This window comes from Neorhizobium puerariae, from assembly GCF_042429745.1.
In the GTDB taxonomy this organism is placed as follows: Bacteria; Pseudomonadota; Alphaproteobacteria; order Rhizobiales; family Rhizobiaceae; genus Neorhizobium; species Neorhizobium puerariae.
The window spans coordinates 1-21,119 of sequence record NZ_JBHMAA010000045.1 but is presented as its reverse complement, the minus strand read 5'-3'; the positions used below and the strand labels follow the sequence as shown (position 1 = coordinate 21,119).

Sequence of the window (21,119 nt, the reverse complement as noted above, 5' to 3'; positions counted from 1 at the left end):
TCAGACGCTTTCCTTCGAGGAGATGGGTGGAATTTCATTGCGGCGGTCCGCAAACAACCAGCTTGCCAAAGCGACAGCGATCAACGCTCCGAGCATTTGGGCGACGATGAATCCCGGCAGATCGACGGGACGGATGCCGGAAAAGGTGTTCGTGAGGCTGCGGGCAATCGCGACCGCCGGATTGGCGAACGATGTGGAGGCGGTGAACCAGTAGGCGGCGGTGATATAAAGCCCGACCAGCATTGGGATCGCCTCGACTCGGAAACGCAGACCTCCCAGGATCGTCAGCAGCAAACCGAAGGTGGCAACAGCTTCCGCAGTCCATTGCGCCGATCCGGTCCGGACCGTCTCGGAAACCTGGAATATCGGCAGGTCAAACATCAGATGGGCGGTCCAGGTCCCGACGATCCCGCCGGCAATCTGGGCGAGAATATACAAGCCGGCGGCGGATCCTATCAGTCCCCGCCGCGCGGCGAACACCATGGTCACCACAGGATTGAAATGCGCACCCGAGATCGGCCCGAGGATGGAGATCAGCACGACCAGGATGGCGCCGGTCGGGATAGTGTTGCCGAGCAGCGAAAGGGCGACGTCGTCGGTCAGGCGGTCCGCCATGATACCTGAACCGACGACGGTCGCGACGAGGATCGCGGTGCCGAGCGCCTCTGCGGCGAGGCGGCGGCCAAGATCGATGGTCACGCTCATCCGGCCTTCGGCATGTTTCGGCCGATTTCGTCCAGTCGCTTCTGGAGCGCCAGCTTGTCCAGGCTCGTCATCGGCAGGCTGACGAAGATGGAGATGCGGTTGTTGAGCATCCGGTAGGTGTCGTCGAAGGCGAAATGCTTTTCGGCGTCGGTGCCCTCGGCTGCTGCTGGATCGGGAACGCCCCAATGCGCGGTCATAGGCTGACCCGGCCATACCGGGCAGGCTTCGGCAGCGGCACTGTCGCAGACCGTGAAGACAAAATCCATCTGCGGAGCCCCAGGGACTGCGAACTCGTCCCAGTTCTTCGAACGGGCGAAGCTGGTATCGTAATTCAGGGTCTTCAGGAGTTGCAGCGTATAGGGGTGGACCTCGCCTTTCGGGTGAGACCCGGCCGAGTAGGCCTTGAACTTGCCCTGGCCGACCCGGTTGAGGATAGCCTCGGCGATGATGGAGCGGGCGGAGTTCCCGGTGCAAAGGAAGAGTACATTATAGACGCGATCAGACATGGCGTTAGCCCCCTAGTGACGTTGTTCCGATAGACGCATTCTCATGAAGGTTGCGGACATGTGCAGAAGCAGCGGCTGGATCGCGCCCATCGTCATGCCCTCTCTGCCACCGGCGCGCAGCAAGCGGCGACCTGCGCCGCCGGCGCGCAGATTTCGGGATGGCCGGCGCAGCAATCCTCCATCAGGAAACGGATCAGGCCACCCAGAACTTCGATGTTCGCCCGATAGATGATCGAGCGTGATTCCCGCTGTTGCGAGATGAGGCCGACCCGCTCCAGCTCCTTCAGATGGAAGGAGATGTTGGAGGGCGACACTTCCACCCTTTCGGCCAGCATTCCCGCCGCCAGACCGTCAGGCCCGGCCACGACAAGCATGCGGACGATCTTCAGCCGCGTTTCCTGGGACAGTGCCCCGAAGGCTCCAAGAGCCTGGCGGTCATCCATGATTCAATATCCGTTGAAATCTTGAATTATAGATAACGCAACTCATCTTCACAAACAAGCCCTGTCCGGCTAACGAATGAATAGGTTAATTCGAAGATCGTCGAAATAGTGATTGACGAGCAGTTTCCGTCGGCGTAGCCTTATTTCCATGAATCTCGAACAAGCAGCAAAACAGCTCGAAGCACTCGGCAACGCGACCCGTCTCCAGGTCTACCGGACGCTCGTGCGCGCCGGAAAGGCTGGACTTCCGGTCGGTGGCCTGCAGGAGAAACTCGGCATTCCAGCCTCCACCCTGTCTCATCATCTGCAGCGGCTGATCGCGACGGGTCTGGTGACGCAGGAGAGGCAGGCAACCACATTGATCTGTCGCGCCAACTATCCTGCGATGGAGAGCCTGGTCGGTTTTCTGGTTGACGAATGCTGCGTCGATGCTGCCTGCACAACGAACGAGGAGGAGGCCGCCGCCTGACGGCCTCTCTTTTTTGCCTTTTATTTCGATAATCCCGGAAGGATGGAATATGTCATCTCAAACCGAATCCTTGCCCATCGCCGTCATCGGCGGCGGGCCTGTTGGCCTCGCTGCTGCGGCGCATCTCATTTCCCGGAACCTGCCGGTGAAGCTCTATGAAGCCGGGCCTTCCGTCGCCGCGAACATGCGCGATTGGAGCCACGTCCGTGTCTTCACGCCCTGGCGTTACTGCGTGGACCCTGCATCCGTTGCGTTGCTCGAGCGGCAGGGGTGGACGTCGCCACCGGCAGATGTGTTTCCGACCGGTGGCGCGATCATCCGCGACTATATCGAGCCGCTGGCTGCAGCACCTGAGCTCGCGGGGGTCATCGAGACGGGTGCTCGCGTCACGGCGATCTCGCGGCTTGGCCTCGACAAGGTTGTGAGCAGTGGCCGCGAGGAACGCCCCTTTGTTCTAATGGTGAAGACTGCCGCGGGAGCCCGCCGCGATCTCGCGCGTGCGGTCATCGATGCCTCGGGCACGTGGTCGACGCCCAACCCACTTGGCGCCAGCGGGCTTCCGGCAGATGGTGAAGCCGAATTCGCCGATCGGATTGCCTATGGCATCCCCGACATACTCGATCGGCATCGCAGCATCTATTCGGGCCAGACGACCCTCGTCGTCGGTGCCGGTCATTCCGCCGCCAACGCGCTGCTTGATCTCACACGGCTTGCAGAGGTCGCACCCGGCACAAAAGCGATATGGACAACACGCGGCACCAACCTGGCGCGTGTCTATGGCGGCGGTGATGCCGATCAGTTGCAGGCGCGCGGCGAACTCGGGGCAGAGACGCGGGACCTAGTGGAAAGCGGCCGCGTGGAACTCATGACTGGCTTCTCGATCCTCGGCATCCGCGAAGTTGACGGTCGCCTTTTGATGGATGGGGAGACGGCCGGCGGTCCGCGGACGATCGGGCCGGTCGACCGGATCGTCGCGGCGACGGGACAACGCCCCGACCTGTCGCTGACGCGCGAGCTGCGGCTCGATCTCGATCCATGGCTCGAAAGCACCAAGGCGCTCGGACCGCTGATCGATCCCAACGAGCATTCCTGCGGCTCCGTGCCGCCGCACGGACATCGCGAGCTCGCCCATCTCGAACCGGGTTTCTACACGGTTGGGATCAAGAGCTATGGCCGTGCGCCGACCTTCCTTCTCCTGACAGGCTATGAGCAGGTGCGTTCGGTCGTGGCCGCACTTGCCGGAGACATGACGGCCGCCGACAACGTGCATCTCGTGCTGCCCGAGACCGGCGTCTGCACGACGACATTTTCCGTGGATAGTACCAGCGCGGGCTGCTGCGGAGGCCCCGTGCCGGCCAGGACCGACGCCTGCTGTGTCGCCGACGTTGCCGCGAAGGATCAGGGAAAGTCCGGTTGCGGCTGCGGAGCGGCGGCATGAGCATCGGACTTTCCGCGACTGCTTCTATCGGCCGGCAGGGCAAAGCCGACCGCCGTTTGGTCATCGCTGCATTGGGCCTCAGCCAGATCATCGGGTACGGCACCCTCTATTATGCATTCAGCGTGCTGGCCCCCGGCATTGCCAAGGACTTGGATTGGTCGCGCGAATGGGTGTTTGGCGCGTTGTCGATCGCCTTGCTTGCGGGCGGCTTCATCTCACCCTGGGTCGGAAAATGGATGGATCGCTACGGCGCCGGCCGGATCATGACCTTTGGTTCGGTCGCAGCGGCAACCGCTCTGGCAGGCTGCGCCCTTGCCCCCGAAAAGGCGACCTTTGTTGTCGGCCTGATCGCGATCGAGCTCGCATCCACCTTCGTCCAGTATGGCGCCGCCTTTGCGCTCCTGGTCCAGATCGACGACGAGCGCGCCCCCAGCAACATCACCTACCTGACTCTGATCGGCGGTTTTGCCTCGACGATCCTCTGGCCGATCACGGCGGCGCTGCAGGAATATCTCTCGTGGCGGGAGGTTTACCTCGTTTATGCAGCAGTGAACCTGCTCATTTGCACGCCGATTCATTTCTGGCTTTCGACGCTTTCCCGACCGAAAGGCGATGAGCGAACGGCTGCCAATCAAGACGCATCTCCGAAGAATGTCGCGGGTGTCCTGCCTGTTGCCCGACGTCGCGGCGCCTTCATTCTGATGGCGATCGGCTTTTCGCTTTTAAGCTTCATCAACGCCGCGACGCTGGTGCATATGCTGCCGACGCTCGGTGCCTTGGGGCTCGGGGCGATGGGCGTCGTGGTCAGTACCTTGTTCGGACCGGCGCAGGTCGCCAGCCGCCTGACCAACATGCTGTTCGGAAAGGAACTGCGGGCACCGACGCTCGCGATTATCGCGGCGACATTCAAGCCGCTCGCCATCGCGATCCTGATGAGCTCGGCGCCGTGGATCCCCGGAGCACTGGCATTTTCGATCATCTTTGGGCTGGGCTCGGGCCTTAGCAGCATCATCAACGGCACCTTGCCGCTCTATCTGTTCGGCAAAGATGGCTACGGCGAATTGACGGGGCGCATCGCGGCTATCCGGCTGACGGTGACCGCGACAGCGCCGTTCGTCTATGCCCTGCTGATGGAGAACCTCGGGGTCACTCCAGCGCTGGGGTTCATAGTCGCCCTCGGGATCTGCGCCATCGGGATATTTCTCTTCATTGGCAGGCTGACTGCCACTGCGGGGGCGGCTCCCACCGAAAGGGTATCTGCCGACGCTCCTTGAGATTTTGCAGCGGTCGATCACACCCGATCTCATACCGAAACTTTGCGAGATACCCAACTGGGGATCACGCAAGGGTAACCCGCTTTCAATCCTGCAAGTGCAGATGCGGGGTATCCCCGATCAGTAGCGCTTGACAAGCGAAACCATCACTGCAAAATCCCGGGCATGGGGTTGCGATCACCCCACGAGGCCACGGCTGAAGAATCGCGTCCTTTGAACCCGAGCCAACGGAGGGACGCGCTATGCCGTCATATCTCGAAATCACGCCTGACAAACTTGCCCGCATCATCGGTACCCCGAACCTGCCTGCGATCATCGACGTTCGCAACAACGAAGACTTCGCCAGCGATCCACGGCTTATCCCCGGATCGATCCGGCGGGATTACCGCCGTGTCGCGGAATGGGGTCCGGAAACCGCCGGCCCTGCCATCGTCCTCTGTCAGAGAGGACAGAAGCTCGGCCATGGGGTTGCAGCCCACCTTCGCGTGATGGGAACGCAGACCGAAGTCCTGGAGGGTGGATTCGAGGCCTGGCGCGACGCGCAAGGCCTGCTTGTCCCCGAGGGAAAGCTCCCCCGCCGGGATGCGCAAGATCGGACAGTCTGGGTCACCAGATCGCGGCCGAAGATCGATCGCATCGCCTGCCCCTGGTTGATCCGCAGGTTTGTCGATCCTTCAGCTGCCTTCCTGTTCGTCCCCGCGAGCGAAGTGCCGGCCGTTGCGGAGCGATTTGATGCAACGCCTTTTGACATCGAGGACGTGTTCTGGAGCCATCGCGGCGAGTTATGTACGTTCGATGTCATGATCGAGGAGTTCGGTCTCAAGACGGCCCCACTCCTCCATCTGGCAACGATTGTACGAGGGGCGGATACTGCCCGGCCCGACCTCGCCCCCGAAGCGCCCGGTCTCCTTGCCGTCTCACTCGGACTTTCCCGGATGTTCAACGACGACCTCGAGCAGCTGGCGGCCGGGCTGACTATCTACGACGCCTTTTATCGCTGGTGTCGTGATGCAACAGACGAGACTCATAACTGGCCGAACCCGAGGAAGGGATAAGCACAATGACCGACCTCGTGAAAAGCACGGCCGAACAGAGCTCGGCCGAGACAGACATCGTCCCGTTTTCCGAAGCGATGAAGGTGTGGGCTCGCGTCGCCGCGCTCAGCTTCGGCGGTCCGGCTGGCCAGATCGCCGTCATGCACCGCATCGTCGTCGACGAGAAGCGTTGGGTTGGCGAACACCGCTTCCTCCACGCCCTGAACTACTGCATGCTCCTACCCGGACCGGAAGCCCACCAGCTCGCTATCTATATCGGCTGGCTCCTCAACAAGACCAAAGGGGGCTTGATAGCCGGGGCGCTGTTCGTCCTGCCGGGTTTCATCGCCATCCTGGCGCTCAGCTACATCTACGTTCTGTTCGGCAACGTCACCTTCATCGAAGGGATGTTCTTTGGCCTCAAATGCGCGGTTCTCGCCGTCGTGATCCAGGCCGTGTTCCGGATCGGCAGCCGCGCTCTCAAGAACAAGGTGATGGTGGCGCTTGCGGCTGCGGCCTTTGTCGCCATCTTCTTCCTTCACATCCCCTTCCCGCTCATCATTATCGCGGCCGGCGTCATCGGATACTTCGGCGGCCGTATTGGCAACCGGGCCTTCCAGGTCGGCGGCGGACATAAATCCGGTTCGGGCAAAATCCTGGAAGACAAGGATTCCGTCCTCGGCGAAGGCATTCCCCAGCACGCGAAGCCGAACCTCGCCTGGTCGCTGAAGACCTCTGGGGCCCTGGCAGCCCTCTGGTTAATTCCAGTGGCGATCCTGCTTCTGACGCTGGGGCCGGACAATGTCTTCTCGAAGATCGGTGTGTTCTTCAGCCAGATGGCCGTCGTCACCTTCGGCGGAGCATACGCTGTTCTCGCCTACGTGGCGCAGGCGGCGGTCGAGGGCTTCGGGTGGCTGCGGCCCGGCGAGATGCTGGACGGGCTCGGCATGGCGGAGACGACGCCGGGACCGCTGATCATGGTCACCCAGTTCGTCGGGTTCCTGGCGGGATTTCGTGATCCGGGCTCGATCTCCCCTCTGCTCGCCGCGACCTTCGGAGCGATCCTGACGACTTGGGTTACGTTCTTGCCGAGCTTCCTCTGGATCTTCGCCGGCGCTCCCTTCATCGAGAAAATGCGGGGCAATGCGGCCCTCAGCGGCGCGATGTCCGCGATCACGGCGGCCGTCGTCGGCGTCATCCTCAATCTCGCGATATGGTTCGGGTTGCACGTGTTGTTCAGCGAAGTCCGGCCCATATCGTTCGGTTCTTGGTCGTTGGACGTACCGGTCCTAAATTCGATCGCCATCCCGTCTCTGGTGCTGACAATCCTCGCCTCTCTGGCGATATTCCGCTTCAAGCTTTCGGTGATAACGACCCTGGCAGCGTCTGCCGCGCTCGGGATAATTTGGACATTAAGTGTCTCGACCTGATGCAGTCGCAGGCCAAATCATCATCGCTTGATGGCCTGACGACGCTCAAGACGTTCGATTTCCTCCTTCGGGCGGATGTTCCGAAAAGTCTGCCAGATGATGAGATCGTAACCGATCTTCATCGCTCCGGCGACAATGAAGGGTAAGCCCAACGATGCGGAAGCGAAGGCGGCGGTGCTGATCACCGGTGAGATTGCCGATGCCGCCGCCCGGGCGACATTGGTGATGCCGGCCGCTGGAACACGCTCGGCAGGATCGACGATGGCCGCCATATAGGATTGGCGGGCCGGCACGTCCATCTGCGATACCAGCATGCGACCCACAAACAGGGCGACGGCCATTTCAACATTGGGCGCCAGCGGTACCATCATCAGCATGATGCTGGAGGGAATATGGGTCCAAACCATGGTGTTGAGGAGCCCGATCCTTTCCGCCAGGGCAGGCGCGAGCAACATGGAAAGCCCCGCCACCAGGTTCACCGCGAAGAATACGGATCCCAGTGAAACCAGATCGAGGTTCCAGCGCAGGTGGAACCAATAAGCCACCACCGACTGGACCACCAAGCCGCCTGCGAAGGCATCGACCGCAAACAGGGCGCTAAGCTTGAAAACGATAGCCTTGCTGCGATCCAGACCGGCATAGCGGCTGGCGCCGTCAACCGGTCCCAGCTCAACCGCGGGTGACAGAATGCCAAACAGGACGGCATTGGCGAGGCCAACAAATCCGTAGGCTAGAAACAAGATCTGGAGGCCGTCGACGCTTAAGAATCCCGGGGGCACGGGTGACCCAGCAAACCCGGCGAGCAGGCTGCCGATGGCCGCGGCGATGTAGGCGGCCATGTTGTAGATCGAAAAAGCCCAGGTGCGATGGCCGGGAGGCACGATCTGCGGAAGCATGGCCTGGTCGATCGATTGGAACGGTCCGACTTCCGAGGCCGTGGCTGAAATCGTTCCGGCGAAAGCGGTGATGACCAACAGCCATATGTCTGTCGTGACCGCGAAGATGAAGCCGCTCACGGCCATGACCAGCGCCATCACCACCACTGTACGTCGGCGGCCGAAGCGATCGGCGGTGAGTGACCACAATATGTTGGCGACAAGCGACCCGATGAGTGCGCTGGTCAGGACGGCGCCAACCTCGACTGCCCCTAGTCCAATGCGCTCGAGGTGGATGGAGAGCACCGTTGCGAGTGCACCATAGGCGGCGCTGCGCAAGATGCGTGCGATGAGGATCCTCCACGCGTCGGTGGAAAGGCGTTTGGTCGTCTCGCTGGCTGCCGAAGAAGCGTTCGTTGTCATGGTGTTTTCTTTGGTTTGGAGGCAGGCCGCCATCGATGGTCAGGCGGCCGTGGCGGCGCGGCCGGCGGGATCGAGCATGTCCCGCAAGGCATCGCCGAGCATGTTGACGGCAAGCACCGCGATGACGATGGCAAGGCCGGGAACTGCCATCAGCCAGGGTTTGAGCTGGAAGAACGATCGCGCCTCGCTGATCATCAGCCCCCATTCCGGCAGCGGAGGCTGCGGCCCGAGGCCGAGGAAAGACAGCGAGGCGAGACTGAGGATGTGCGAACCGAACGCGGCAGTCGCCACCACGATCGCCGGTCCGATGATATTGGGCAGGATGTGCTGGATCGCGACCATCACCGGATGCACGCCGAGCAGCCGGGCGGCCGTGATATAGGTCTGGGTCTTCTCGGTTCGGATCAGTGATCGGTAGATGCGCGCGTGCCAGGGCCAGTGCGCGAAGATGATCGCCAGCACGACGTTGTTGAACGAGCGGCCGAGCAGCGCGGCAACCGCGAGAGCGATGACGATGGTCGGCAGGGCCAGCCAGGCATCGACGATGCGGCTGATGATCGTGTCCACGATCCTGGGGCTGAATGCCGCCAGAGCGCCGACGCAGAAGCCGAGCAACGCGGTCCCGGCGGAGATCGCCAGAGCCCCGCCAAGGGACCAGCGGGCGCCGACCACGATACGGGCGAGGATGTCCCGTCCATATTGGTCGGTCCCGAGCAGGTGTTGCGGTCCGGGATTGAGCAATCGAGCGCCGACGGGGGTGATCGGATCCATGTGGAAGATCACCGGTATGAGAAACAGCGCGGCCACGAACAGAACGACCGTCCCTCCCAACATCCACCTGAGACCCCGGAACCGGGAGGGCGGTCGCGTGGCAGAAGACATGACCGAGGCGGATGGATAGGTCATGGGTTTCTGAGCCTCGGATCAACGATCAAAGTTATGATGTCGATGGCCAGGTTCACGACGACGAAGGTGAGCCCGGCGAACAGGCAGAATCCGACGACCACCGGCATGTCGGCGCCGATCACGGAATCGATCGCCAGTTTGCCGATGCCGGGCCAGGCAAAGACATATTCCACCACGGCCGCCCCGGTCATGAGGTTCGCGAATTCCAGGCCGGAGACCGGCAGCATTGGCCCGAGCACTGCCGGAAGCAGATGATGGAAGGCACGTCGAAAAGGGGGCACTCCCTTGGCGTTGGCCATATGCATCCAGGGTTGCCCCAATGCATCGAGCGCCGCGGAACGGGCGAGCCGGGTCAGCACCGCCGTTTTCTGAAGCGCCAGCACCGTGACGGGAAGAACGAGCCCAGCCGGGGTTGGGGTGCCGAATGCCGGCAGCCATGGGAGCGTCACCGCGAAGAGGACGATCAGCATGAAGGCCAGCCAGAACCCGGGAATCGCGGCCACCAGAATGACGAAGAACTGGATCGCCCGGTCCACCGAGCCGCGATGAAAGAAGGCGGCCAGCATTCCAAGAGGCAGAGCGATCAGGAATGACACAGCGGTTGCAAGGACTGCGAGCAGCAGCGTGTTGGGCAGCTTGCTCATATAGAGATCGAGGACCGGGGTATAGGTGCGATACGAGCGGCCCAGGTCGCCGTGAAGTGTATTGGAGAGCCAGCCGACATAGCGGAGGAACAGGGGCTCGTCGAGCCTCAGCTCCTCCCGCTTGGCCGCGAGGTCAGCCTCCGTGATCGTCTCCAGCCCCTGGGCCTGAAGCAGGATGGCCGCCGGGTCCGCGGGGTCCAGATCCGAGAGCACGAAGCACAGGACCGAGATTGTCAGAAGGACAACCAGCATCCAGGGCAGGCGCTCTCGGATCAGGGAGACGATCACCGGATCAATCCGCCGACAGGATCAGGTCGGGACGGATGAAGTAGGAGGAAGCCGGATGGACGACGACTTCGCTGACCTTGTCCTTGCTCCACATTACGGTCTGCGGCGGTGTCAGCAGATAGATATTGGCGACGTCGTTCAGCACGATCTCCTGTGCACGGCGGAACAGTGCGGCGGCCTTGGCCGGATCGGTTTCGCTCCGCAGGGATCGCACGGTGGTTTCCAACTCCTGGTTCTCGTAGCCGCCGAAGCCTTCCGGAGCACCCTTGACCAGGGAATTCAGGAAGGTGCGCTGCGGGCCTGCGCCCATGGCGTTGGTGGAAATGATGCAGACATCCCAGGGACCCTTCATCGGCTCGCGGATGTCACGCACTTCCTGCACGGTGGTCTTGTAACCGAGCGCATTGAGCTGGATGGAAACAGCGACGGAAATCGGCGTCATCTCGGCGCGCGACGCGTAGCTGAAGATCGTGAAGGCGAGTGGCACCCCGTCCTTGGCGCGAACGCCGTCCGATCCGACTTTCCAGCCGGCCTCGTCCAGGATCCGGGCCGCTTCCTTCTTGTCGGTGCCGAAGCCTTCAACCACGTCCACACCGATGGTCGACGGGAACATCCCCTTGAGGGCCTCACCCTGGCCGGCGAGCGCAACATCGATCACCTGCTGGCGGTCGATCGCCATCGAGGTGGCTTTCCGCACGGCCTTGTCGCCGAAGATCGGGTTGCGCTGATTGACGACGAGATAGTGGATGCGGGTCGAAGGCTTGGAAGCGCCGACGAGGTTGCCAGAGAGCGTGCCGAGCATTTCCGGCGGCATGCCGTTGACGACGTCGAGTTCGCCGGACTGCAGGCCGAGGAGGCGCGCGTTCGCGTCGACGATCGGACGAAGCTCGATGCGCGAGAAGGCCGGCTTGCCGCCCCAGTGCAGCGGGTTGGCGACCATGACGAGGCGCTCGTCGGCGACGAAGGTTTCCGGCTTGTACGGTCCGGTCATGATGCTGGAGCGCTCGCCGGCGGCCTTGTGGATTTTGAACTCCTGGCTGGCCAGCATATGCGGAAGGTCGGACTGCGGTTCGACGAGTTTGAGGATCAGGGTCTTGTCGTCCTCGGCCTCGAAAACGGTCTTGTCCGAAAGCAGAAGCTTGTGGCCGGGAACGGCTTCCCAGATGCGCCGGAAGCTGGTCTCGATATCGCGGGGCGTCACCGGCGTGCCATCCCAGAAGACGGCATTGTCACGCAGCTTCACCCGCCAGGTCGTGGCATCGATCTGCTCGTAGGACTTTGCCAGCCAGGGCACGATCTGCATGTTGGTGTCGTAGCACAGCAAGGTCTCTCCAAGACCGCTCTGCAGGATGCCGCTGGTCCGTGCGGCATCCATGGTCTTGGGGAAGTCGATACCGACCCCGATCTTGATCTGGTCGATTTTTCCTTCGGAGGCGACAGCCCCCGAGCGGGTCGCGATAAAGGCAACAGCGCCGGCGGCGCCTGCCTGAAGAAGGTTACGACGAGAGATTTGCATGTTCGGCCCTCCTGATGTGGCCAGGTGCAAGGTGAAGGGTAGGAATCAGGCGGCTTTTCCGCCTGGTTCGCGGTCGTCGCGGCGGCCGGTGCGGCCGACCGATATGAACCGCCGGTTCTCCTCGGTGACAGCTCCGACATCGAAGCCCTTGGCGCGCAGCATCGTCTCGGTGGAGGCAACGAGCGGAGCGATCTGGTCGAGAGTGGCCGGGATGCGGCGGATGGATGATGTGGGACGCAGCCAATCGACGCGGGCGGCGCTGTTGACCGGGGTCTCCCCGTAAAGACGGGCAAGGAATTCCTGGATTTCGCGACTGAGCAGGAAGTCGATGAAATCCCGCGCCGCCTCCGGATTGCGCGCGCCCTTGAGCACGGCCACGGTATGGGCTTCGATCAACGTGCCGACCTCGCCTTCGCCCTGGTCGAGCCAGGCTTCGCCGACCGGGTGTCCTTCGAGAAAGAACGCATGCGTATTCGAGCCGTTGGCAAGCGTCGCGGCATAACCTTCACGCACCAGGGCATTGCGGCAATCGATATTGGACCGGTAGATCCGCATGCCGTTGGCGAGCAGGCCGTCGACCAGTTTCTCGACCCATTCGTCGCCCCTGGTGACCCGCAGCGCAGCAAAATAGGAGGTCATCATGGTTTCGCCGGCCGACGAACACAGCGTCGCGTCGCGCAATTCCGGCGAGAGAAAGTCTTCGATGCGCGTCGGCCAGCGCGAGCCGTCCTGCCCCAGGACGCGCCAGTTGATCATTGCGGTCCGCGGCCAGACGGTAAAGCTGAGCCAGCTGAAGTCTTCGGCCCGGAGCCACGGATCGTAGTCGACGGCGACGGAGGCACGGTAAGGTTCGAAAACCCCTTCCGGACGCACGAGTTCAGGCATGACCTGGGTATTGGTGACCAGCAGATCGACCTGAGGGTCGTTTTTCTCGGCGATGATCCGGTCATAGACATCCTCGGAGGGAATGTGGATCATCTCGACCGCACGCCCGGTAAGCTCCTCGTACATGGCGTAGATAGGCTTGAGATCGGGGCGGTTCCGGCCGGAATAGATCCGCAGGGTATCGGTCATGGGTGGGTGATCCTGTCACATGTTTGTAGCGTTTATTACGTAAATTGACGCTACATAACGTTTGTTACAGCAAGATGTCGGCCCGACATCACTCACGAGGTCGCAATGCCTACTCCGGAAAATGCCCAGATCGCCGACCGCTTCGCCGAACTCATCCGCCAGAGCCAGGACAAGCTCTCGCCTGCCGAACAGCGGGTTGTGAGCTTCATCGACAGAAACAGAGCGGCGGCCTTGGCACAGTCGGCCTCGCAATTGGCGGCCGACATCGGCACTTCGAACGCGACTGTGGTCAGGGCGGTGCAAAATCTCGGCTTCAAGGGCCTCGCCGAGCTGCGGCGCCTGATCGCCACGGACATCGACCGGCAGCCGAGTTCGACCGAGAACATGCGCCGCACATTGGCCCAGGTGGGCGAGAGCAGCGAGCTTGCTGCCACATTGGTGTTGGAAAGTCATCTCAAGGCGCTTCAGGCATTGCAGGAGCCGGACGCCAGGACGAGGCTCAATCAGGCCGTTTCGTGCTTTGCGTCATCGGAGCGGATCGTGATACTCGGAATTGGACGCGCCGGACCGATTGCCAGCTACGTCGCCGTTATGTTCGGCCGCATCGGTCGCCGGGCGCGCGCGTTTACGGCATCAGGAGCGGGGCTGGCGGACGACCTCCTCGATTTGCGCCGAGGCGACGTTCTCGTCCTGCTTGCCAACGGCAATCCCTATAAGGAAGCGGTGACGGCGATCCGCCAGGCACGTCTGGTCGGGATTCAGGTCGTTCTCGTCACCGAAAGCGAGACCAGCAAGATTGCCAGACGATCCGATATCGTCGTGCCGGCTCCTCGCGGACGCACCGAACATGTCAGCCTGCACGGCACCACCATGTGCGTCATGGAGGCGCTCGTCACGGGCTTGGCCGCTTGCGACCGGGATCGTACGCTGCTCGAACTTGATCGGTTCGAAGATCTGCGCACGCAGTTGGGCGGACGTGACTATGTCGAATGAGCCCGTAAAGCCGGTGCTGGAGGTCCGGGACCTGAGCATCCAATTCGGCGCGACCGAAGTGGTGAGCGGCCTATCCTTCAGCCTGGCTGCCGGGGAGGTTCTGGCTCTTGTCGGCGAGAGCGGATCGGGAAAAACCCAGACGGCATTGGCCGTTCTCGGATTGTCTCCGCCTTCGGCAATGGTCACGGGATCAATCGTGTTCGAAGGAAGTCCGCTCCCGGATCATCCTGCAAAACGGCGGGCGCTTCGTGGGAGTCGTATTGCCCTCGTGCCGCAGGATCCGATGAGTTCGCTCAATCCCTATCATATGATCGGCGGGCAGATCGCAGAAGTCATGACCCTGCATCTGGGCATGACGGCTTCCAGAGCGAAGATCCGCGTGCTCGAACTGCTTGACGCCGTCGGCATTTCCGATCCCAAACGCGTTGCGCGTTCCTATGCCCATCAATTGTCCGGCGGGATGCGCCAGCGCGCCCTGATCGCAATGGCGCTCGCGGGCGAGCCCCGTCTGATCATCGCGGACGAGCCCACCACTGCGCTCGATTCCATCGTCCAGGCCCGGATCCTGGACCTGCTCGGCGATACGGTAAAGCAGTTCGGCCTGTCGATCCTGTTGATCTCCCATAATTTGGCTGTGGTGTCCCGTATCGCGAACCGCGTCGCCGTCCTTTATGCCGGCAATCTGGTCGAAGCAGCCGAGGCGGCAGAACTCTTTGCGGAGCCGCGCCACCCCTATACGAAAGCTCTGATCGCCGCGATTCCCAGACTTTCGGAAGACGCAGGATTGCCGAGGGCGTTGCCGGGGACCCCGCCATCGGGAAGCGCCGCCGGCGAGGCCGGCTGCATCTTCCGACAGAGATGCCCCGTGGCGATTCCACAATGTCGATCGGTGAAGCCTGATTGGCGCCTCTGGAACGGGCATGGCGCGGCCTGTCATCGTGTGCCGGAGGGAGAGGCATCCCGTGCGGCTTGAGATCGACAACCTGGTGGTGTCGCTTCGCAGCGATCACATGCTGGGTCGCGGCAGGACGGTCCACGCGGTCAAGGGCGTGAGCTTCGCCATCGGCACCGGAGAAGCCGTTGGATTGGTCGGCGAGAGCGGCTCCGGCAAAAGCACGATTGCCCGGGCGATCATGGGTGTCGTTCCCCCGACAACCGGGGAAATTCGCTTTCTTCAGGAAGGTCGCGCATCGGGGCTGCCAAAGCAACGTCGGGCGAAGCTCGCCCAGATGATCTTTCAGGATGCGGCTGCCAGCCTGAACCCACGCCTGAAGGTCGGTTCGGCTTTGAACCAGATCATCGCGGTGCACCATCCGAGGCTGTCGGCACGGGAGCGCGAGACGATGGGGCTCGGACTGCTGCGGCGCGTGGCGCTTGATGAAATGATCTTCGACAGGTTCCCTCGAGAACTATCGGGCGGCCAGGCGCAGCGAGTGGCTATTGCCAGGGCGCTCATCCCCGAGCCCTTCCTTCTCGTTTGCGACGAACCGGTATCCGCCCTGGATGTCTCGGTGCAAGCCGGCATTTTGCGGCTCCTCGATGATCTGAGGCGCAACTCCGGCATGGCTCTCCTGATGATCAGTCACGATCTCGCGGCCGTCCGGGCGCTCTGTGATCGCATCGTTGTGCTGAAGGAGGGTGAAATCGTCGAAGCCGGACCCGCCAACGCCATATGCTCTTCTCCCACCCACGCCTACACGAAGGCGCTTCTTGACGCGGTGGCGCAGATCTAGATGCCGTCATCCCGAGCCCGCAAACACAGAGACCGCATTTGTTGACACCGTCCGCGTCAGTTCGCCCCATTTCCGGTTATCGCGAAAAATCGCCCGCTTGCTTCCTGGTTGAGGTCGAGGGCCGACGTTTCCTTCTCGATTTGGGTGAGGAGCCGGCCACCGGGAGATGGCCCGATCTTTCGGGCGCCGGGCATATCGATGCGGTCCTGATCAGTCATGGCCATGCCGACCATGTCGGCGGACTTCGGGCACTTGGTACCATCGGGAATCCGCCGGTGTACGCTTCGGCCATGGTTCGCGCGATCGGCGGCGCTCCGCTGGCGTCCGCCCGCGAATTGCCGCTTCGAGGGCGGATCACCATCGGAGGTGTCGAAATCGAGACCGGCCGGTCCGGTCACGCGCCGGGTGCTATCTGGATCCGTGTAGGCGGTCCGGCAGGAGTGCTCTATTCCGGAGACTTCTCACGGGAAGGAGCGCTCTATGCTTTCGATGCGCCTCTACCCGCCAGGCACCTGATCGTTGACGCGTCCTACGGCACATACGATGAGCCGCTCGAACCGGCGGTGGATAGGTTGGTCAGGGCCGCTGGGAGCGGACCGCTGCTGCTGCCCACCCAGCCCAACGGGCGCGGCTTGGAAATGGCCGTGCAACTCCATGAACGTGATATTCCAATTGCACTATGCGACAACCACATTGCGATCGCTCGCCGCGGGCTCGAGAGCAATCAAGGCGAATTGCATGAAGGTGCGGCTGACCGCTTGGCCGCGACACTTGCCGCCGCGGTCGATCACACGATCATCGAGGCTGGTCATGGTGCCATCCTGGCTGCCGACGGGTCCGCGGCGAGTGGCCAGGCCAAGGCTCTGTTCGCGTATTTCATCGAGAAAGGCCTGTCGGTGATATTCACCAGCAGCCCCGCCGAAAAGTCCATCGCAGGCCAAGCGATTGCCGGCAGCAAAGCGCAATTCGTTCGCTGGAATGTGCATCCGAGGCTCCGGGATCTGCGTTGGTTTATCGAATGCGTTCAGCCGGGAAAAACAATACCCGCGTTTCTGACGGTGGGCGGAATAGACAAACTTCGAGACACTTTGCCGATTTTGCGCTGCGACCTTTAAGACCTGCTGGGAGGCAATTTTCAGGATCCTCTCAACACGCACAGCCTACATTCAGCTGAACTACCGAGTAATATTCTTCGACCTGAACGCAATCTCTCTCGATAGCGATAACGACGGATTCAGGCGTCCACTGTCCCGAACGTCACCACTGGGGTAAATCGAACTTTTGTTCCGACGTACGGTGCAAGCGATTCAACAAGCGCCTTCGATCTCCCGACGATCTGAGAACTCTGCTTCGAGGACGCCTCGTTCTGGTTGCGGGTTTGCTTGGTGTTGAAAGGAATTAGAAGCTCCGCCCTGTCGTAAAGGCCGACGCCGACTATGATGTCGGATGCGATTGGGAGCCACGCCTCAACTCGGGCGTCGCTGAGATCGGTGATACCGGGCGGGTTCAGCTTTACCACCGGGCGGCTCCCGAGCACGAAGGATTTCCTGCTGCTGTCGATCCTGCCAATGACCAGGCCTCGAGCTCCGATCACATTGAGGACGTTGTCACTTCCTGTTTTCAAGCTCGCTACCCTGATATTCCGGCGCATTCGCTTGAGTGAGGCCGGATCAAGAAGATCGCTTCGCTCCTTATTGCTGAAGCGGCGCCCCTGACGTTCCAATTCATCCAAAAGGCGCTCAACTTCGTCGCGATGTTGCTCAGCTGTCATCAATGATGCGAACAGGTCAGGCACGCGACGCCATTGCTGATAAAAGAAGAAATCCCAAATTTGGCGCTCCGTTTTCGTCAGGCCGGGACAACGGCCCCGTCTGGCGGTTGCGATTATCTTCTGGACGATTGGGGCGGCCTCACCTTCCAGCTCCGAAAACCAGGTCTCCAAGCTGGCATCCTTTGTGCCATCGGCATTGATGTGACTGTAAAGGTGGCCTTCAAGAAACAGATTTTCGTGGGTGCTGCACCAAACGCCCTTAGCGCCGTTGCGACTGTCAAACGTCCAAAGCTTCGCTTCATCGTCGATGAAGTTCTTCTGCAGCATTTCAGGAACGTAGTGGTGTCGTTTCGGAAGGTTCATAGGCGTTAGTCGAAGATCGTCCTGACAAAGTTTCTACCAACGCAATCGGAAAGCGAAGGCCACAACTCGTCCAATCCCCAGCAAATCGAATGGCCTGACCAATCGGCGCTTATGCGCCCGAAAGGCCATCCGCTTGGTCATGATCATCATCCAGATCCTCGCCTGCGACCGGGATGTCGTCCGTGAGCAGCGTATCCTTGCTCAGCAGCCCAGCATCCTCGAGCGCCTCGAAATCCGGCAGATCGCGCAAGCCCTGTAGCCCAAACTGCGACAGGAAGATTCTTGTCGTTACCAGCGTATAGGGCGCGCCCGGCTGCGGGCTGCGGGGACCGGAGGAGACAAAGCCGAGCGAGCGCAGGTGCGCGATCGTATCGCGACTGACCTCCTTGCCGGTGATCTTTGATATTTCGCCGCGGGTAATCGGCTGATGATAGGCAACAATTGCCAGCACGAGGAGATCGGACTGCGATAGTGAGGACCCCCGCTGACCAGGCTCCGTCACGTTTCGGATTGCATCAGCGAATCGCGGGCGGGTGCGATGCTGCCAGCCACCGGCGACCGAGACGAGCTCGTACGGCCGGTCGCGCAGTTCGCCCCGGATGTCATCGATCAGCAGATCGATGCTGCAGTCGCGCCCGACCAGACGAACCAGCGTTTCGCGCGTCACCGGCTCGGCCGACGCGAAGATCACCGCCTCGACGCGCCCCATCCATTCACGCCAACGCAGTGCATGCGGCAAATCCGCGAGTTCTGTGTCGAGCCCTTCTTTCGGCCGCGGTCGCCGCCCCATGTTCTACAATCCGTATAGCCGGAACGTCGACCGTCCGGTGAGCTCACGCGCGCCGCCGAGTGTCACGAGGCGATCAAACAGCCGCCGGCTCGAGCGGTCGCTCGTCGTCCTGCCGGTCTTTGCCGGTTGCGCATCTTCACTGATCAGGATCGCCACCATCGTATCGGCATCCTTGCCGCGCAACTGCGGTGCCGTGGTGAGCAGGCGTACCGTCCTGCGAGAGAGATCCGCATAAAGATCCAGAGCCGCCGCGGCGCTACGCGCGTAGGCAAAATGGCAGCCGTCGATCCAGGCCTCCGTCCTCCCCTCCCGCAGTGCCCGCCAGTCGTGCGATCGCAACGCACTCGACAAAAGCGGTACAGGCGCCAGCCAGCCGAGTCGGCCGGCGAGAACGGCATCCGCCAACCAAACGGCTAGCGGCCGGGCATCCGGCCGGCACCGGGTGAACTCCAGCGCGGCTTCGCCCGCCGCTCGTACGGCATCACCTGGCCCGCGCACATGATCGGCTGCCGTCTCCAGCGCCATTATCAGCGATGGGTCGGCGGCGAGCTCGAACAGTTTTGGAAGGCGCGTCTCCCATTCCTCCCTGCGAACGGCGCGTGGCTCGCCCAGGGCGCGGAAGGCGCCGAGCAGTCGGCCGGCCGGGCCGGGATCGCCGCCGACCGGTGTCAGATACCAGTGATCGCGTAGCGCCGCCTCCCCTTCAGGCCGGCCCTGCTGACGTGTCAGAGCTGCGGTGCAGGCGAGCGCCAAGCGCTGCCGCCAGAGGCTACCGAGCGGATGCTCGTCGCGGGCGACCGGATGCAGGGCCGCGAACGCCGCGCCAGCAAAATAACCTGCGTCGCCAAGGGCTTCGCCGGTGGCGGGAAGCCGCGCCCAGCCAGGTACCGGCGGGTAGCTTGAGGGAGGATCGAGAACGATTCGTGCGCGTGAGGTCATGTTGAACGCTAACAAATGACGGCGGTTTAGGCCAGAATTTTTGTCTAAAACCGCCGCGCCTGTCGAGAGATAAAAACGAACGATAAACTTCCATTATCGTTCATTTCTGTCATTATAGAGAAATGACGCAAATCATCGAGCAAAACAGCGAAATTCCCGTCGAGGCGAGTTCTGCTCCGTCTGACAGCACGGCCGCCGACGGTGACAATTTCGCACCGCAGCCGTCGGCCGGCATCTCGATGCACGGCGCCGGCCTCCCCTCCCCTCTTACGGGAGCGAATGCGCAACTGCCCGCCCACCTGGAGCAGCTTGCCGATCGGGCGCGCGACTATGTCGAGGCCGCCAGCTCGGCGAACACGCGCAAGGCCTACGCGTCGGACTGGAAGCATTTTTCCGGCTGGTGCCGCCGGCAAGGGCTTGAGATCCTGCCGCCTAACCCGCACACCGTCGGCCTCTATATCACCGCCTGCGCTTCCGGGGCGGCGATCGCCGACCGCAAGCCGAGTTCGGTCACGACGATCGAGCGACGGCTATCTGCCATAACCTGGAACTATGCGCAGCGCGGCACACCGCTCGACCGCAAGGACCGCCATATCGCCACGGTGCTTGCCGGCATCCGCAACACCCATGCCACCCCTCCCCGGCAGAAGGAAGCGGTTCTGCCCGAACACCTGATCGCCATGCTCGAAACGCTTCCCCGAGGCACGCTGCGGGGCTTGCGCGACCGGGCGATGCTGCTGATCGGCTTTGCCGGCGGGCTGAGGCGCTCCGAGATCGTCGGGCTCGACGTCGGCCGTGACCAGACGAAGGACAGCCGCGGCTGGGTGGATATCCTCGACCAGGGCATAGTCGTCACGGTCCGGGGAAAGCGAGGTTGGCGGGAAGTGGAGATCGGCCGCGGCTCTTCGGACGCCACCTGCCCCGTCGTCGCGCTGCAGACCTGGCTGAACCTCGCAAGGATCGCACACGGCCCACTTTTCCGGCGGGTTACCGGTCAAGGCAAGGATGCTGGGCCCGACCGGCTGCTCGATCAGGAAGTGGCGCGTCTCGTCAAGAAGGCGGCACTAGCTGCCGGCGTGCGCCCCGACCTCACCGCGGACGAGCGTGCGGAGAAGTTTTCGGGCCACTCGCTGCGTGCCGGCTTGGCGTCCTCGGCCGAGGTCGATGAGCGTTACGTGCAGAAACAGCTCGGTCATGCTTCCGCCGAGATGACCCGGAAGTACCAGCGTCGGCGGGACCGGTTTCGGGTGAATCTAACCAAAGCATCCGGGCTTTGAGGTCCTCCGAAAGGCGCACGCTCAGCGCCCGTTAAGCTCCACACCGGAAGATGCGAAAGTCGTGATTGGCGCGAGCGGATGCGCGCTTCCGATTGTACGCGATTCTAGATCGTGGTGACGATTTAGGGAATTGGGATTCCCAAAGTTGAGCAAATCGGATTCAACGTTGATTTTGGAGATCAGCGATGGATTGTGATGCACTTCGAGACGATCAGTGGGAACGGATCA

Annotated in this window: 21 protein-coding genes; 10 read left to right on the top strand and 11 right to left on the bottom strand. The window is 62.1% G+C overall.

The window, feature by feature from the left end; genetic code table 11:
• The 3 genes from ACFFP0_RS29670 to ACFFP0_RS29660 all read right to left on the bottom strand — a co-directional run bounded on the left by ACFFP0_RS29670 (position 1) and on the right by ACFFP0_RS29660 (position 1,654).
• The gene (locus ACFFP0_RS29670) at positions 1-705 is read right to left on the bottom strand and encodes an aquaporin (RefSeq protein WP_377265828.1); all 705 of its coding nucleotides are present in this window, start codon (positions 703-705) and stop codon (positions 1-3) included.
• Positions 702-1,211, bottom strand: a complete 510-nt coding sequence (locus ACFFP0_RS29665) for an arsenate reductase ArsC (RefSeq protein ID WP_377265827.1) — start codon at positions 1,209-1,211, stop codon at positions 702-704. The genes ACFFP0_RS29670 and ACFFP0_RS29665 overlap by 4 nt, the downstream gene beginning before the upstream one ends.
• Before the next feature lie 92 nt (positions 1,212-1,303).
• Positions 1,304-1,654 (bottom strand): ArsR/SmtB family transcription factor, encoded by a 351-nt coding sequence (locus tag ACFFP0_RS29660; protein ID WP_377265826.1) that lies wholly within the window; start codon positions 1,652-1,654, stop codon positions 1,304-1,306.
• A 148-nt stretch (positions 1,655-1,802) separates the two neighbouring features.
• Between ACFFP0_RS29660 and ACFFP0_RS29655 the strand changes: the two genes are divergently transcribed.
• The 5 genes from ACFFP0_RS29655 (at position 1,803) to chrA (ending at position 7,299) form a co-directional block, all read left to right on the top strand.
• Positions 1,803-2,123: an ArsR/SmtB family transcription factor gene (locus ACFFP0_RS29655; protein ID WP_377265825.1), complete on the top strand. Its 321-nt coding sequence runs from the start codon at positions 1,803-1,805 to the stop codon at positions 2,121-2,123.
• A 49-nt stretch (positions 2,124-2,172) separates the two neighbouring features.
• Positions 2,173-3,561 (top strand): FAD-dependent oxidoreductase, encoded by a 1,389-nt coding sequence (locus tag ACFFP0_RS29650; protein WP_377265824.1) that lies wholly within the window; start codon positions 2,173-2,175, stop codon positions 3,559-3,561.
• Positions 3,558-4,835: an arsenite efflux MFS transporter ArsK gene (arsK, locus tag ACFFP0_RS29645; RefSeq protein WP_377265823.1), complete on the top strand. Its 1,278-nt coding sequence runs from the start codon at positions 3,558-3,560 to the stop codon at positions 4,833-4,835. Before ACFFP0_RS29650 ends, arsK begins: the two co-directional genes overlap by 4 nt.
• 242 nt (positions 4,836-5,077) lie before the next feature.
• Positions 5,078-5,890 (top strand): chromate resistance protein ChrB domain-containing protein, encoded by an 813-nt coding sequence (locus ACFFP0_RS29640; protein WP_377265822.1) that lies wholly within the window; start codon positions 5,078-5,080, stop codon positions 5,888-5,890.
• Positions 5,891-5,895: 5 nt separating this feature from the next.
• Positions 5,896-7,299 carry a chromate efflux transporter gene (chrA, locus tag ACFFP0_RS29635; protein ID WP_377265821.1) on the top strand — a complete coding sequence of 468 codons (1,404 nt, stop codon included), beginning with the start codon at positions 5,896-5,898 and terminating at the stop codon, positions 7,297-7,299.
• 20 nt (positions 7,300-7,319) lie between these two features.
• Here chrA and ACFFP0_RS29630 read toward each other — a convergent pair whose 3' ends face one another.
• The 5 genes from ACFFP0_RS29630 to ACFFP0_RS29610 all read right to left on the bottom strand — a co-directional run bounded on the left by ACFFP0_RS29630 (position 7,320) and on the right by ACFFP0_RS29610 (position 13,025).
• The gene (locus ACFFP0_RS29630; protein WP_377265820.1) at positions 7,320-8,597 is read right to left on the bottom strand and encodes an MFS transporter; all 1,278 of its coding nucleotides are present in this window, start codon (positions 8,595-8,597) and stop codon (positions 7,320-7,322) included.
• Between the two features lie 39 nt (positions 8,598-8,636).
• Positions 8,637-9,431, bottom strand: coding sequence for an ABC transporter permease (locus ACFFP0_RS29625; protein WP_377265819.1), 795 nt, complete (start codon positions 9,429-9,431; stop codon positions 8,637-8,639).
• A 68-nt stretch (positions 9,432-9,499) separates the two neighbouring features.
• Complete coding sequence (locus ACFFP0_RS29620; protein WP_377265818.1) at positions 9,500-10,435, bottom strand: ABC transporter permease; 936 nt, start codon at positions 10,433-10,435, stop codon at positions 9,500-9,502.
• Positions 10,436-10,439: 4 nt separating this feature from the next.
• A complete protein-coding gene (locus tag ACFFP0_RS29615; RefSeq protein WP_377265817.1) occupies positions 10,440-11,951 on the bottom strand; it encodes an ABC transporter substrate-binding protein in 1,512 nt (503 codons plus the stop codon).
• Between the two features lie 45 nt (positions 11,952-11,996).
• Positions 11,997-13,025: an ABC transporter substrate-binding protein gene (locus tag ACFFP0_RS29610; protein WP_377265816.1), complete on the bottom strand. Its 1,029-nt coding sequence runs from the start codon at positions 13,023-13,025 to the stop codon at positions 11,997-11,999.
• 105 nt (positions 13,026-13,130) lie between these two features.
• Here ACFFP0_RS29610 and ACFFP0_RS29605 point away from each other — a divergent pair, with 105 nt between their 5' ends.
• The 4 genes from ACFFP0_RS29605 to ACFFP0_RS29590 are packed head-to-tail and all read left to right on the top strand — an operon-like array spanning position 13,131 to position 16,866.
• On the top strand, positions 13,131-14,018 hold the full coding sequence (locus ACFFP0_RS29605) for a MurR/RpiR family transcriptional regulator (RefSeq protein ID WP_377265815.1): 888 nt from the start codon (positions 13,131-13,133) through the stop codon (positions 14,016-14,018).
• Complete coding sequence (locus tag ACFFP0_RS29600; RefSeq protein WP_377265814.1) at positions 13,963-14,991, top strand: ABC transporter ATP-binding protein; 1,029 nt, start codon at positions 13,963-13,965, stop codon at positions 14,989-14,991. The genes ACFFP0_RS29605 and ACFFP0_RS29600 overlap by 56 nt, the downstream gene beginning before the upstream one ends.
• Entirely contained in the window at positions 14,981-15,751 is a 771-nt protein-coding gene (locus tag ACFFP0_RS29595) for an ABC transporter ATP-binding protein (protein WP_377265813.1), read from the top strand. The genes ACFFP0_RS29600 and ACFFP0_RS29595 overlap by 11 nt, the downstream gene beginning before the upstream one ends.
• Positions 15,752-15,789: 38 nt before the next feature.
• Complete coding sequence (locus ACFFP0_RS29590) at positions 15,790-16,866, top strand: MBL fold metallo-hydrolase (protein ID WP_377265812.1); 1,077 nt, start codon at positions 15,790-15,792, stop codon at positions 16,864-16,866.
• 119 nt (positions 16,867-16,985) lie between these two features.
• Here ACFFP0_RS29590 and ACFFP0_RS29585 read toward each other — a convergent pair whose 3' ends face one another.
• The 3 genes from ACFFP0_RS29585 to ACFFP0_RS29575 all read right to left on the bottom strand — a co-directional run bounded on the left by ACFFP0_RS29585 (position 16,986) and on the right by ACFFP0_RS29575 (position 19,614).
• Positions 16,986-17,885, bottom strand: coding sequence for a DUF4238 domain-containing protein (locus ACFFP0_RS29585; protein ID WP_377265811.1), 900 nt, complete (start codon positions 17,883-17,885; stop codon positions 16,986-16,988).
• 109 nt (positions 17,886-17,994) lie between these two features.
• Complete coding sequence (gene scpB / locus ACFFP0_RS29580; RefSeq protein WP_377265810.1) at positions 17,995-18,675, bottom strand: SMC-Scp complex subunit ScpB; 681 nt, start codon at positions 18,673-18,675, stop codon at positions 17,995-17,997.
• Positions 18,676-18,678: 3 nt separating this feature from the next.
• On the bottom strand, positions 18,679-19,614 hold the full coding sequence (locus ACFFP0_RS29575; RefSeq protein ID WP_377265809.1) for a DUF1403 family protein: 936 nt from the start codon (positions 19,612-19,614) through the stop codon (positions 18,679-18,681).
• A 122-nt stretch (positions 19,615-19,736) separates the two neighbouring features.
• On the opposite strand from ACFFP0_RS29575, the gene ACFFP0_RS29570 reads away from it, so the two are divergent.
• On the top strand, positions 19,737-20,891 hold the full coding sequence (locus ACFFP0_RS29570) for a site-specific integrase (protein WP_377265808.1): 1,155 nt from the start codon (positions 19,737-19,739) through the stop codon (positions 20,889-20,891).
• Positions 20,892-21,119: the final 228 nt, after the last annotated feature.